The organism is Streptomyces sp. CG4, from assembly GCF_041080655.1.
GTDB lineage: Bacteria > Actinomycetota > Actinomycetes > Streptomycetales > Streptomycetaceae > Streptomyces.
The window spans coordinates 5,638,523-5,651,506 of record NZ_CP163525.1 but is presented as its reverse complement, the minus strand read 5'-3'; the positions used below and the strand labels follow the sequence as shown (position 1 = coordinate 5,651,506).

Below are 12,984 nucleotides of genomic sequence, written 5' to 3'. Positions count from 1 at the left end.
GCACCGGGGGGAGTGTCTCTGGGACTCTGGACTCTCTCCGAGCACCCTGCATCCGTGGGAAACAACGACTGGAATCCGGACAGAATTCCCAACCCGCCCCCCGATTTTTCTGATCATGCAGTACCCTGTCCGCCACCCGGGGAGGCGGCATGCCGACAGAACGCACAGAGGTGCAGGTCAGGGCGGGAATCGAGGGGGATCTCGACGCCCTCACGGCGATCTACAACCACTACGTACGTGAGACGGCCATCACATTCGATACCGCGATCTTCACTTCGGAAGGGCGCCGTCCTTGGCTGCTCTCCCACCCGGAAGACGGCCCGCACCGGCTCTTGGTTGCCACGGAAGCGGAATCACAGCAAATCCTGGGGTACGCCACATCCAGTCCTTACCGACCGAAGCCCGCGTACACGACATCCGTGGAGGTTTCGGTGTACGTCGCTCCGGATTCCGGCCGGGGCGGCATCGGGACGCTGCTCTACGACGCCCTCTTCAAGGCGCTGGCCGACGAGGACGTGCACCGCGCCTACGCCGGGATCGCCCAGCCCAACGAGGCCTCGGAGCGGCTGCACGCCCGCTTCGGCTTCCGGCACGTCGGCACGTACCGCGAGGTTGGACGCAAATTCGGCCGCTACTGGGACGTGGCCTGGTACGAGAAGGAGCTGTAGCCCCGCCGAGAGCCACACCCTGCCTCGTCGAAGAGCCACAGCCCGCCTCGCCGAAGAGTCACACCCCGCCCCGCCGCGGCTCAGCCGAACTGCACCGACCGCTTCGCCATCCCCATCCAGAACCCGTCGATCACCGACTTCTGCGCGTCCAGTTCGGCGCTCGCCTCGGCCGCGCCCATGGTGACGAAGAGCGGGGCGAAGTGTTCGGTGCGCGGGTGGGCGTAGCGGCCGGCCGGGGCCTTGTGCAGGAAGTCCAGCAGGGCGTCCCAGTCGCGGGCCTCCAGGGCCCGTCGGCCCCAGTCGTCGAATTCGGCGGACCAGCTGGGGACGCCGCTGCCCGCGTACCGCAGGGCGGCCAGATTGTGGGTGAAGAAGCCGGAGCCGACGATCAGCACGCCCTCGTCCCGCAGTGGCGCGAGCTTGCGGCCGATGTCCATGAGGCGGACCGGGTCGAGGGTGGGCAGGGAGATCTGGAGCACCGGGATGTCGGCGTCGGGGTACATCTCGACGAGCGGGACGTAGGCGCCGTGGTCGAGGCCGCGGTCCGGGATGTCCTGGACGGGGATGCCGGGGGCGCGCAGCAGCTTGCGGACGGAGGCAGCCAGTTCGGGGGCGCCGGGGGCGGCGTACCGCACCTGGTAGTAGTGCTCGGGGAAGCCCCAGAAGTCGTAGATGAGCGGGACGGTCCGCACCGCGCCGAGGGCGAGCGGGGCCTCCTCCCAGTGGGCGGAGACCATGAGGATCGCCTTGGGGCGGGGCAGGCCGGCGGACCAGGCGGCGAGCTCGCCGGGCCAGACGGGGTCGTCGGCGAGGGGAGGCGCGCCGTGGCTGAGATAGAGGGCGGGCATGCGCTCCTCGGTGGCGGACATGGCTGTGGCGGCGGACATGACTACGGCTCCCGGTCATCCGAATGCTTTAACTCTCAAGCTCTACGGCGAACCGTACGCCCGACTTGTTCAAGTTTCAAGGAGCCGACTCGTACAGTGGGACACATGAACACGGCATCCGACTCCGCCGCACAGCCTCGCTGGCTCACCGACGAGGAACAGCGCGTCTGGCGCGCCTATCTGCACGCCACCACCCTGCTGGAGGACCACCTCGACCGGCAGCTGCAGCGCGACGCGGGTATGCCGCACATCTACTACGGCCTGCTCGTCGGCCTCGCCGAGGCGCCGCGCCGCCGGCTGCGGATGACCGAGCTGGCGATGCAGGCGAAGATCACCCGCTCCCGGCTCTCGCACGCGATCGCGCGGCTGGAGAAGAACGGCTGGGTGCGCCGCGAGGACTGCCCCTCCGACAAGCGCGGCCAGTTCGCGGTGCTCACGGACGAGGGCCTGGAGGTGCTCGAACGCACCGCGCCGGGCCATGTGAACGCCGTGCGGCAGGCGATGTTCGACCGGCTCACCCCGCAGCAGCAGAAGGCCCTCGGCGAGATCATGGAGATCGTCGCCGAGGGCCTCCAGCCCAACGAAGCGGGTGCGGACCTGCCCTGGCTCCGCTAAGCGGTCACCTGAGAGGTCGCCGTCAGTGGGCCACCACCGGGACCGGCACCTCATCCTCGACGCCCTCGCCGCGGATCACCTCGGTGCCACCCGGGCGGCCGGCGTTGACGAACGTGAAGGCGATCAGGGCGGCGAGCCCGAGGATGCCGACGGCGAACCAGATCGCGGTGCTGTAGCCGTGCACCATGGCCTGGAGCCCGACCAGCTGCTGCTGCGGCTTGCCGACCGCACCGGCGATGTGGTCCTTGAAGTACGACGTCTTCGCGGACGAGGCGATGGTGTTCAGCAGAGCGGTGCCGATCGCGCCGCCCACCTGCTGCGAGGTGTTGACCATCGCGGAGGCGACACCGGCGTCCCGGGGCTCGACGCCCATGGTGGCCAGGGACATGGCCGGCATGAACGCCGTACCCATGCCGAGGCCGAGCAGCAGCATCGCGGGCAGCAGGAGCATGCCGTACGAGGAGTCGATCTTCAGCTGGGTCAGCAGCAGCATGCCGACGCCGGCGACCAGGAAGCCGGGGCCCATCAGCAGCCGGGGCGCGACCCGGGTCATCAGGCGGGTGCCGATCTGGGTGGAGCCCGTGATCATGCCGGCGATCATCGGCAGGAATGCGAAGCCCGTCTTGACCGGCGAGTAGCCCTTCACGACCTGCAGGTAGTAGGTCAGGAAGAGGAACAGGCCGAACATGCCGATGATGGCGAGGCCGAGGGAGAGGTAGATACCGCCGCGGTTGCGGTTGCTGACCACGCGCAGCGGCAGCAGCGGGGCCTTGACCCGGGACTCGACGACCACGAAGGCGAGCAGCAGCACCGCGGAGGCCACGAACATCGAGACGGTCACGGTGTCGCCCCAGCCGTCGGACTCGGCACGGGTGAAGCCGTAGACGAGGGCGACCAGGCCGAGGGTGGACAGGATCACGCCGGGGATGTCGAGCGGGGCGCGGTTGCGGCCGCCCTCGGGCTCACGGATGACGAAGTAGGCGCCGGCCGCGGCGACGACGGCGAACGGGACGTTCACGAAGAAGGTCCAGCGCCAGTTCAGGTACTCGGTGAGGAAGCCGCCGAGGATCAGGCCGACGGCACCGCCGCCGCCGGCGATGGCGCCGTAGATGCCGAACGCCTTGGCGCGCTCCTTGGCGTCGGTGAACATCACCGCGAGCAGGGAGAGCGCGGCCGGGGCGAGCAGGGCGCCGAAGACGCCCTGGAGGGCGCGGGCACCGAACATCATCGGGCCGGTGGTGGCGGCACCGCCCAGCGCGGAGGCGAGGGCGAAGCCGGCCAGGCCGGTGACGAAGGCGCGCTTGCGGCCCCACTTGTCGGCGATACGGCCGCCGAAGAGCAGCAGACTGCCGAAGGCGAGGGCGTAGGCCGTGACGACCCACTGCCGGTTGCCGTCGGATATGCCGAGGTCGGTCTGGGCGTGGGGCAGGGCGATGTTCACGATGGTGGCGTCGAGGACGACCATCAGCTGGGCGAGCGCGATGAAGACGAGCGCCTTCCAGCGGTTGGCGTCGCCGCTCGGTGCGGCGGCGCCGGGAGCCTTGAGGGCTGTTTCGGACATGGGGATACCCACTTCGGGACTTCGTGACGGAAAACGTGCCGGAAAGATCTAGAAAGATCTAGAAGAGTTGAGAAAAGAGGGAGTCGGACGAAAAAACGGAAGACAGTGGACGTGGCTCGTCGACGGTGACGGCCGCGGCCGGCGGTCGGGCGTTGTGGTGGACTGTGGACTGGGGTGCGGGGCCGAACTAATCGGTCAGGACGCGCGCAGCTCCTCGATCGTCACGGCTTCTCCGGGCAGGGCCGAGCGGGCGGGTGCCCGCAGCCCGTCGAGGAACAGCTGCAGATGACGGTGGACGAAACGGTCGCCGCGCAGACAGTCCGTGCCGACCGGGGGCCGGCTCAGCTGGGCCACGACGATCATCAGGTCGCCGACGCCGACGTCCGGCCGGAGCTGCCCGGCCGCCTCGGCCCGGCCCATGACCTCCTCGATGAGCCGCTCGACGCGCTCGCGGGAGGCCTGCAGGTCGGGATGGTCCTGGTCGAAGGTGCTGGAGATCATCGGGCACAGCGCGCTGATCCGCTCGTCGGCGGAGGCGTGCACGAAGCGCTCCAGGGCGGCGAAGGCGTCCCCGGTCTCGGCGAGGGCCACTTCGGCCGCCTCGGCCGTACGGTCCATGACGCAGCAGACGACCTCGCGGACGAGGGCGTCGCGGTCGGGGAAGTTGCGGTACACCGTGGCGTTGCCGACGCCGGCCCGGCGGGCGATCTCGTCGAGCGGCACATCCGGCCCGTGCTCGACGAACATCTCCCGGGCGGCGGTGACGATCCGCTCCCGGTTGCGCACGGCGTCGGCGCGGGGCCGGGTCACCTTGCGCGGTGCGGGGGTGGTCGCGGTCGGCACGGCGTACTCCTCGGAGGCGATGAGGGTGATCCGGGGATTCGGTCCCCGTTTCGCTCGGACACAGGTCTAAACGGGGAGGGGCTCCCCGGTTATTTCCCGCCCGCGAAAAGAATTCCTGTGACCTGAGACACACTCGTCTTCCGTCGGGATTCATCCTTCTGCGGGCCGGCTTTCCCACGATCGGTCTCCTCCAGCGCGCGCCCCGCACCCCGCCGACACAGGGTGAGCGCAAGGGGGCAGCCGGAGACCGGCGGCTGCCGTGGAGCGAGAGGTCCATGCATGCACCCGCAGCCGGAACCGGAGTCGCCGCGCCCGATATCCCGCTCCCTATCCGACGGGCGCACGTCCGGCGGGCGCACGTCCGGCGGGCGCCGGCGGATACGCGGGCGCCGGGTGGCCGCTCTCGCCGCGGTGACCGCGCTGACCCTCGCGGTCAGCACCTCGGCCGGGACCGGACACCTGTCGGCGCCCACCACCGCCGGGCCCATCGGCCTGGCCCGTTCCTCCGCCCTCGCCCCCTGTACCGTCCACGCCGGTCTGGACGTGCAGATGACCGAGGGCCTGCCCACCCCGCACGGCTACGCCCGCTCCACCGGAACGGTGCACGCGCTGACCCTGATGATCGACTTCTCCGACGCCCCCGGAGAGGGCGCCGCGATGGACCGCTTCCACGAGTTCTTCCCGCAGACCGAGCAATGGTTCCGCACCGCGTCGTACGGCCGCCTGCGCTACGAGGCGAAGGCACCGGTCAGCGGCTGGCTGCGGATGCCGAAACCCTTCAAGGCGTACGGCATCGGACGCGGCGCGCCCTTCGACCCGGGCTACCGGGAACTGGTGCGCGACCTCGTGGCCGCGGCCGGCCCGACGGTGGACTTCCGCTCGTACGACATCCTGAACGTCCTGGTCACCCCGAACGCCGGGCCCTCCGCGCTGGACACGGTCCTGTCCGTGACCTTCGCCGGGAACACCGACGCCCCGGTCGCCGACGGAGTCCCCGTCGCCAACGCGTCGTTCATCTACTCCCGTCAGGACGACGGCTCCGGCACCTACGCCCGGACCGGCTACCGCGTCCTGCCGCACGAGAACGGCCACACCTTCGGCCTCCCCGACCTGTACACGCAGGAGGGCGGGGGCGCGGTCGGGCACTGGGACATCATGAGCGAGGACTGGGGGGCCGACAATGATCTGCTCGGCTGGCACAAATGGAAGCTGGGCTGGCTGGACAGCTCCCAGGTGGCCTGCGCGGCGACCCGGGGCAGCGCCGAGTACCAGCTGACACCGCTGTACAGGGCCGGCGGCGGGAAACTGGTCCTGGTGCCCGTCAACGCGCAGAGCTCCTACGCCCTGGAGGTGCGCGCACAGGGCGGCAACGACGAGGCGGTCTGCCGGCCGGGCGTGCTGATCTACAAGGTGGACGGCACGATCGACACCGGACGCGGTCCGGTCACGGTCTACGACAGCCACCGGGCCAGCAGCGGCTGCACCCGCAGCCCCAACGTCCAGGCCGAACTCTCCGACGCCACGTTCACCTCCGGCGAGACCTTCAAGGACCCGCGCCATGACATCACCGTGGAGGTGCTGGACACGGACGCGGACGGGAACTACCGGGTGCGGGTGACCCGGGGGTAGGGCCGGGGGAAGGGAGCGAGGGGACGGGCGGGGGCGGGGTTTACCGTAAGCGTGCCCGTCTGCCCTACCGGAGAGCCGATGCCCGCGAAGACCGCACTGGATGCCGACGCCCGTGGTGAAACGGGGGAAGCGGTCGGGCCGTTGGTGCGTGGGGTCGGTGTGCTGCGGCGGCTGACCGAGGCGGGCGGCACGCTGAGTCCGAGCGCGCTGGAGCGGGCCACCGGGCTCGCCCGGTCCACGGTCGACCGGATCACCGCGACCCTGGCCCGCATGGGGTACGTCCGGCTCGACGGCCGGGATGTCGTGCTCACCGCCGGTGTGATGGAACTGGGCAACGCGTATCTGGCTGCCCTGCGGCTGCCCGCGCTGCTCGGCGCCCACGCCGACGCCCTCGCCGACGAGCTGGACGAGTCGGTGTCGCTCGCGGTCGCCGACCTCGACGGCATCCGGTTCATCCACCAGGCCACCCGCCGCCGCGCGATGTCGGTGAGCTTCCGCATCGGCGACCTGCTGCCGGCCGAACGCACGGCGCCGGGGCCGCTGTTCGCGACCGGGTGGGCCGAGGGCGACTGGGCGCGGTGGCGGGCCCGCCGGGCGGCGGATCCGGCGGACGCGGCCTTCCCCGCCGTACCGCCCCGGCGGACGCCCACCGACGACTCCGCCTTCCCGCGGCGGGTGGAGCGGGCGCGCCGGGACGGCTGGGCGGTGGACGACCAGCTGATCGAACCGGGTCTGGTCGCCGTGTCCGTACCGGTACGGGATCCGGGCACCGGCCGCCCGGCCTGCGTGGCGAGCGTGGTCAGCCACACCAGCCGGCACTCCGCGGCGGGCCTGCGCACCAGCCTGCTGCCGCGCCTGCGTACGGCGGTGGCGGCGATGGAGGCCGAGCTGCGTACGGCGCCGCCGCCCGAACCGGGGCCGCCGCCCGCGGGTCTGGCGGCCTGGACGGCGGCCTCCAAGCACGAACTGGGCCGGGAGTTCGTGGAGTCGCTGGCCCGTGGCCTGACCGTGCTCACCGCCTTCGGCGCGGACCGCCCGGCGCTGACGCCGGCGGAGGTCGCGCGCGCGACCGGGCTCAGCCGGGCCACCGCCCGGCGCGCCCTGCTCACCCACGAGCAGCTGGGCCTGGTGACCGCGCCCGCCGGCCGCACCTTCACGCTCACCCCGCGCGTCCTGGACCTCGGCTTCCCGCCGCTGTCGCGCACGACGCTCGCCCGGCTCGCCGAGCCCCGGCTGCGGGCCCTCGCGGACCGGGTGGCCGAGCCGGCGGCGCTCGCGGTGCTGACGGGGGACGGTACGGAGATCCAGTACACGGCCGGGGCGGGCACGCGCCGGGTGCTGACGGTGGACGTCACCGTGGGCGCCCGCCTGCCCGCAGCCGCGACCTCGCTCGGCCGGGTGCTCCTCGCGGACGCCGACCCTCGGTCTCCTGAGTTCGCCGAGGTACGCGCCCGGGACTACGCCCTGGTCGACGAGGAACTGGAGTCGGGACTGCGGTCGATCGCGGTACCGGTGCGCGACCGTACGGGCCGCACGGTGGCCGCGCTGAACGTGGCGACCCACCCGGCCCGCCGCACCCTGGAGGACTGCGTGCACGGCCTGCTGCCCGAACTGCGCACCACCGCCGGTGAGATCGAGCGGGACCTGCACACGGCGTCGCGGTTCACGCGGGTGGCGCTGCGGTGAGGGAGACGAGAGGGGCGCAGGCCCTGGAGGGCACGGGCGAGCTGTTCGCCTTCGCCTCCTGGTTCGCCTCAGCCGGAGGCGGCGCTCCCGGCCGACCAGCGCTCGGGGGCACCGCCGAGGCACCGGATACGGTCCGTCTGCGCCAGCCACACCAGGTGGGCATGGGTCTCGGCGGCTGCCGAGCGCTGGTTGAAACCCGACAGCACGTCGAAGGGGCGGGACCAGCTCAGCCGGGCGGCGATCTGCCAGCAGGTCCGCTCCACGCCGTCCGCGAGCAGTGACTCGATCTCCGCCAGCCGCGCGGTGTTGTGCGAGGTCAGCTCGTCGACCCGGTTCCGCAGCCCCTCGAACCGGTACTCGTGCCCGGGCAACACCTCGGCCGCCTCGACCTCGGCCACCCTGCGCAGCGAACCAAGGTAGTCGGCGAGCGGATTGGGCCGCTGCTGGGCGGTGACGGATATCGGAATGCAGATGGAGATCGTCCGCCGCGCGCAGCAACGCACGCTGTCGCCGGGTCCAGGCAGGATGGTCCGCACCCTCGGCGATCCGTTCCAGGATCGCGGGCTCCAGCCCGCCGCGCAGAGCTGTCCCGGCGTGCTGCGCCCATGCGTAGCGGGCTCCGCAGCGCCAGGCCGTCCGCAGGGTCAGCAGTTCACGGTCGGCGAAGGCGAGCTCGCCGTGGGCCAGCAGGTGGCGGGCGAGCGGCAACCAGGCCGCGAACAGGGCGGGATGGCGAGCCAGAGTTGCGCCCACGTTCATCTCGCCCAGCCGTGGTTTGCCCGGCCGGGCCCGGGTGAGCTGCGGCGCGATGTCCTCGGCCCACTGTGCGGGCGGCTGCGGCGGTATACGGGGTCCGGGCCGACGCGTCATGACAGTGTCCCCCTGCGTGATGTGGACGGGCGGAGTGCGGTGGTCCCCCTCGGACCCGGGACCTGCGAGCACCCGCTGCCAGGACACCGTCGCACCCGTCCGACCCGCACAGTCGCCGTGTGAAAGAGGGGTGCGACGGCACCTGGGGTCAGGAGTTGAGTTTGATCTCGGCCGTGCCGACGCGCTCTCCCGGAGTGAAGGTGACGTGCAGGCCACTGCTGACCCGGTCCTCCCAGCTGCGGGCGTGCCGCTTCTCCTCCGCCGCGGTCTGCTCGTCGGCGTCGTCCAGCCAGGTGTCCCCGACCAGACGGAAGTCGGGGATGCGCCGCAGTACCTGTTCGACCATGGCGCTCGCCTCGGCCCGGCCCAGGACCGCCCCGATGCAGAAGTGGATGCCGTGTCCCAGCGCCAGATGCCGGTTCGGCGTGCGGCCCACCCGGATCTCGTCGGGCTCGTCGAAGACCTTGGGATCACGGTTGGCCGCGGCGAAGCCCAACGCCACTCGGTCCCCCTTCTTGATCTGCTGGCCGCCCAGGCACACGTCGCGGGTGGCCGTGCGGGACAGGAACGGCACGGGGCTGAAGGAGCGGAGCATCTCCTCCACCAGGTCGCCCATCAGACCGGGGTCGTCGGCTATCAGGTCGTCACGGCGTTCCGCCTTGCGGGCGATGATCGCCTCGGTCGTGCGGCTCAGCAGTATCGACCAGGCGCTGTTCATCTCGAACCGGTCCTCGCCCCGCACATGCACGGCGTCGGCGATGATCGCGGCGTCCTCCACCGGGCGGCCGAGGATGTGCATGGTGGTCATGGCCGGTACGAGCTTGGCGAGCTGGTGGAAGAGCTCGGCCCTGCCGGTCTCGATCCACTGGTCGATGCACCAGGTCGTGTACTCCTCGAACTGGAGCCGCAGCTTCCTGACCGCCGCGGGTGAGAAGAGCGGGCTGAGCAGGGAGCGGTAGGCCTGGTACTCCGGCGGGTCCAGCTCGATCGGCACGGCGCGGACCGGCGTGGGCGGTGTCATCACCCCCAGGGAGCCGGTGCCGTTGGGCAGTTCGGGCCGGGACGAGAAGGTCTCGGGGTCCCTGGCCGCCTCGCAGACCTCCTGGTAGCCGGCCACCATCCACCGCCCCCCTGGTGGTCCCACCAACTGACGGGGGTGTCCCGGCGGTGGAACCGGCTGTAGCGATCGTCCAGGACGAAGTCCGCCAGGTGCTCTTCGACCAGGTCGCCGTCGAACTCTTCATTCATGGGCATCTCCTTGTGCTGATCGAGGACGGCCGGGGTCGGCCGCGGCCGTCCCGGGACTGCGCCGGCTGAGCCAGTCGGCCAGGTCGAGCAGGGAGGGAACGACCGCCGCGCCACCGGCGCCGACCAGCTGCTCGGCCCGGTGGGAGCCGGTCAGCACTCCGATGCCGGGCACCGAGGCGGCGGTGGCGCCGGCCATGTCGAGAGGGTGGTCGCCGACATAGCCGGCCAGCCCGTTCGCGATCATCGCGGGGCTCTTGCCGAGGCCGGTGACGCCGCCCGCGGCCACCGGTACCGGCAGCCCGCACCGCGCCAGGCACGCGGTCGCCGTCTTCGTGCTCCGGCCGGTGATGACGGCGGACCGGCCGCCGAGCCGCGTGACGGCGCCCAGCAGCTCGGCCGCGCCCGGCATCGGTGTCACCAGGTCCAGCGCCTCGGTGAGAAAGGCGCCGGCGAAAGCGGCCAGGCAGGCCTCCAGCCGCTCCGACGCGATCCAGGCGCCGAGTTGCCTCCGGAAGGGCACACCCAGGTCCGCCAGTACGGCGTCCGCGTCGACCCGTACGCCGCAGCGGCGATTCATCACCCGCAGGGCGTGGGAGGTGGCCGAGCGCAGATCGAGGAGGGTCAGGTCGAGGTCGAGTCCGAGGACCGGAGCGGCCGGCAGTTCGAGCGTGCCGAGCCCATGGCCGCGGTCGGCCCCGGCAGCGGAGACCCGCGACCGCGGGAGGCCGGCGGGGCCCCCTTTGGCCTCACGGCACCCGCCGTACCCGGCGCAGAGTACGGCCCAGTGCTGCCCAGGCGGTCGAGGTCCCCGGGTTCCCGGCCTTTCACGGCTCGGTCAGGGTGTCGAGCATGCGCTGCACCGCGAGCGCCTGCGGGGTCTGCAGGATGGGCAGCAGGGAGAGGGCGTAGTTCTGGTCGCCGGTCACGATGATCTGGCCGCGCAGGACTCCCACGACCGGATCGAGATGGCCGCGGATCAGGGCCAGTTCGTCGCGTCGACCGTCATGGCGATCTCGACGTCCGGCTCCGGATGCACGCCGAGGCCGCTCGCGGTGAGCCGGCCGTTCTCGATGACGTCGTAGTAGGGGACGACCCTGCCGTCGGCTTCGGTGACCCGGTGCTGCAGCCGTGCGCTCGCCCCCGGCAGTTCGGGCAGGTCGTCGACGAGCGTCATGCGGACCTCGAACCACTCGCTGGTGAGAAACCGCGTCATCGTGGTGTCTCCGCCCCCTCAGCTCGCCCGGTCCGCGACAGCCGAACACAGCTGGTCCAGCGCTTCTCGGACCGGGGAGTCGGGCACGTGGTCGAGGAGTTCGCGAGCGCTGTCGGCGTAGCGTCGGACCTCCTGCCACACCGGGGGTGCCGAACGTGCTGCGCGTGGTGCTCGTCGAGCCGGTCGCCGCCCGGCCCCGGGCCGTCGTGCTGATCGAGGCCAACGTGGACGACATGGATCCGCGTGTGTGGCCCTCCGTGCTGGAGGAACTGATCGAGCGAGGAGCGCAGGACGCCTGGCTCACCCCGATCCTGATGAAGAAGGGCCGCCCCGCGCACCAGTTGTCCGTGCTCGCCCCGGAGCACCTTGCCCACGAGCTGCGGCAGGTGGTGTTCGCCCACACCTCCACCATCGGGCTGCGCACGATCGACGTGGCCAAGACGGAACTGGCCCGGTGGGAGGCGACGGTCGAGGTCGAGGGAGCACGGTACGCGTGAAGGTGTCCCACGCCGACGGGAAGGTGCTGACGGTGCAGCCGGAGTACGACGACGTCCGGGCCGCCGCGCGGCTGCTCGGACGGCCGGTGCGCGCGGTCCTGGCCGACGCCCGCGCCGCAGCCCGGGCCGTGGGCGCCGACCGCGGAGTCAGTCCTTCGTGGCCACGATGATGTCGCGGTTGATCGCCTGGTCGACCCGGTGGGTGAAGCCCAGGTAGGCCTCGGAATCGCGCACCCGGAGACCGTTGGCCTGAAGGATCTCCGCCAGCTCCTCGCGCCGGGCCACGAAGGTGTTCCAGGAGATGCCGAGGGCGCCGCCGCGCCGCAGCAGCGGCTCCCACACGGGCACGGCCGCGGCCAGGAGTTCACTGGGGCTGCGGGAGAGACGGCCGGCGTTCCCGCCGCCCTGCGGACGGCTGCCGTGCTGGACGCCGTAGGGCGCGTCGGTGACGATCAGGTCGAACTCGCCACGGCGGAAGAAGTCACCGCTCTTGAGGGTGTCCGCGTTGACGACCGTGACGTCGATGGTCTCGCCCTCCCGGTACAGGTCCTTGGACGCCCCCAGGCTGACCTGCAGCCGTCGTCCCAGCGTCACCTTCTGACGGCGGACGGGGCCGACCTCGGCCTTGTGCTTGAGCCGGTTGTTCTTCAGCCAGGTCCGGAAGAACGCCGAGTAGGCCTCGAAGTCCTTGGCATCGACGTCGAGGCCGGCCGCGTCCATGCCGTACATGACCGCCTGGTTGAGCGTGGTGCCCCGGCCGCACATCGGGTCGAAGAGCCGCATGCTGCCCGCCAGCAGGTCGGCGGGCGTGTCCGTCGCCAGCGCGGTCACGTTCACCAGCAGCTTGGTGAAGTCCTCGTTGGTCTTCCCGGCGTACTTCTGGATCGTGAGCAGGTCGCTGCCGAACAGATCGAGCGGGTGCTTGGCCAACGGCCGCAGCAGGTCGGCCTCCAGGGCGAACAGCGCGTACACCGACGACATGTTCGACAGCAGGCGGATGTCGGTCTCCGTCAGCGCGTCGGCCGTGAAGGTGACGTAGGGAACCCCGCCGATCTCGGTGACCTCGATGTCCCGTACCCCGCCGCCGACGGCCCGCTCGCCGAACACCGCGAGCTCGGCCATGGCGAGCGCGGGAGCGGACTGGGCGTACACGCGGTTGTGCGAGGGCGAGACGAGGAACCCGTACCGGCTCATGTGCTGGGGACCCTGCTTTCCACTGGCTTCGGGTGACGGCCGCAGACGTACTGGTGATGGTGGGGCAGCCGCG

General features: G+C 71.5%; 14 protein-coding genes and 2 pseudogenes. 6 read left to right on the top strand and 10 right to left on the bottom strand.

Annotated features, from left to right (window positions below):
- Positions 1-149: 149 nt before the first annotated feature.
- Complete coding sequence (locus AB5L52_RS25795) at positions 150-668, top strand: N-acetyltransferase family protein (RefSeq protein WP_351027896.1); 519 nt, start codon at positions 150-152, stop codon at positions 666-668.
- 80 nt (positions 669-748) lie between these two features.
- Here the strand turns inward: AB5L52_RS25795 and AB5L52_RS25790 are convergent, their stop codons facing one another.
- Complete coding sequence (locus AB5L52_RS25790; RefSeq protein ID WP_369368970.1) at positions 749-1,537, bottom strand: dioxygenase; 789 nt, start codon at positions 1,535-1,537, stop codon at positions 749-751.
- 123 nt (positions 1,538-1,660) lie between these two features.
- On the opposite strand from AB5L52_RS25790, the gene AB5L52_RS25785 reads away from it, so the two are divergent.
- Entirely contained in the window at positions 1,661-2,170 is a 510-nt protein-coding gene (locus AB5L52_RS25785; protein WP_351027898.1) for a MarR family transcriptional regulator, read from the top strand.
- 22 nt (positions 2,171-2,192) lie between these two features.
- Here the strand turns inward: AB5L52_RS25785 and AB5L52_RS25780 are convergent, their stop codons facing one another.
- Positions 2,193-3,731, bottom strand: a complete 1,539-nt coding sequence (locus AB5L52_RS25780) for an MFS transporter (RefSeq protein ID WP_351027900.1) — start codon at positions 3,729-3,731, stop codon at positions 2,193-2,195.
- Between the two features lie 195 nt (positions 3,732-3,926).
- Complete coding sequence (locus tag AB5L52_RS25775) at positions 3,927-4,574, bottom strand: helix-turn-helix domain-containing protein (protein ID WP_351027902.1); 648 nt, start codon at positions 4,572-4,574, stop codon at positions 3,927-3,929.
- A 393-nt stretch (positions 4,575-4,967) separates the two neighbouring features.
- Here AB5L52_RS25775 and AB5L52_RS25770 point away from each other — a divergent pair, with 393 nt between their 5' ends.
- Positions 4,968-6,203, top strand: a complete 1,236-nt coding sequence (locus tag AB5L52_RS25770; protein WP_351564401.1) for a M6 family metalloprotease domain-containing protein — start codon at positions 4,968-4,970, stop codon at positions 6,201-6,203.
- Between the two features lie 78 nt (positions 6,204-6,281).
- On the top strand, positions 6,282-7,889 hold the full coding sequence (locus AB5L52_RS25765) for an IclR family transcriptional regulator C-terminal domain-containing protein (protein ID WP_369366473.1): 1,608 nt from the start codon (positions 6,282-6,284) through the stop codon (positions 7,887-7,889).
- Positions 7,890-7,957: 68 nt separating this feature from the next.
- On the opposite strand, the gene AB5L52_RS25760 is transcribed toward AB5L52_RS25765, so the two are convergent.
- The 6 genes and pseudogenes from AB5L52_RS25760 to AB5L52_RS25735 all read right to left on the bottom strand — a co-directional run bounded on the left by AB5L52_RS25760 (position 7,958) and on the right by AB5L52_RS25735 (position 11,220).
- Complete coding sequence (locus AB5L52_RS25760) at positions 7,958-8,425, bottom strand: hypothetical protein (protein WP_369366471.1); 468 nt, start codon at positions 8,423-8,425, stop codon at positions 7,958-7,960.
- A gap of 4 nt (positions 8,426-8,429) precedes the next feature.
- Positions 8,430-8,648, bottom strand: a pseudogene (locus AB5L52_RS25755) (carboxymuconolactone decarboxylase family protein); the annotation flags it as partial.
- A 259-nt stretch (positions 8,649-8,907) separates the two neighbouring features.
- Positions 8,908-9,879 (bottom strand): cytochrome P450, encoded by a 972-nt coding sequence (locus AB5L52_RS25750; RefSeq protein ID WP_369366469.1) that lies wholly within the window; start codon positions 9,877-9,879, stop codon positions 8,908-8,910.
- Positions 9,880-9,999: 120 nt separating this feature from the next.
- Entirely contained in the window at positions 10,000-10,632 is a 633-nt protein-coding gene (locus AB5L52_RS25745; protein WP_369368969.1) for an HAD family hydrolase, read from the bottom strand.
- 199 nt (positions 10,633-10,831) lie between these two features.
- Positions 10,832-10,960 (bottom strand): hypothetical protein, encoded by a 129-nt coding sequence (locus tag AB5L52_RS25740; RefSeq protein WP_351564409.1) that lies wholly within the window; start codon positions 10,958-10,960, stop codon positions 10,832-10,834.
- Positions 10,961-10,983: 23 nt separating this feature from the next.
- A complete protein-coding gene (locus AB5L52_RS25735) occupies positions 10,984-11,220 on the bottom strand; it encodes a hypothetical protein (RefSeq protein ID WP_369366466.1) in 237 nt (78 codons plus the stop codon).
- A gap of 137 nt (positions 11,221-11,357) precedes the next feature.
- Between AB5L52_RS25735 and larC the strand changes: the two are divergent.
- Both larC and AB5L52_RS25725 read left to right on the top strand, forming a co-directional pair.
- Positions 11,358-11,717 (top strand): annotated as a pseudogene (gene larC / locus AB5L52_RS25730) (nickel insertion protein); the annotation flags it as partial.
- Complete coding sequence (locus AB5L52_RS25725) at positions 11,714-11,887, top strand: hypothetical protein (protein ID WP_369366464.1); 174 nt, start codon at positions 11,714-11,716, stop codon at positions 11,885-11,887. The pseudogene larC and the gene AB5L52_RS25725, both read left to right, overlap by 4 nt.
- Here the strand turns inward: AB5L52_RS25725 and AB5L52_RS25720 are convergent.
- On the bottom strand, positions 11,865-12,911 hold the full coding sequence (locus AB5L52_RS25720; RefSeq protein ID WP_351564413.1) for an SAM-dependent methyltransferase: 1,047 nt from the start codon (positions 12,909-12,911) through the stop codon (positions 11,865-11,867). The two genes, AB5L52_RS25725 and AB5L52_RS25720, sit on opposite strands and share 23 nt — an antisense overlap.
- Positions 12,912-12,984: the final 73 nt, after the last annotated feature.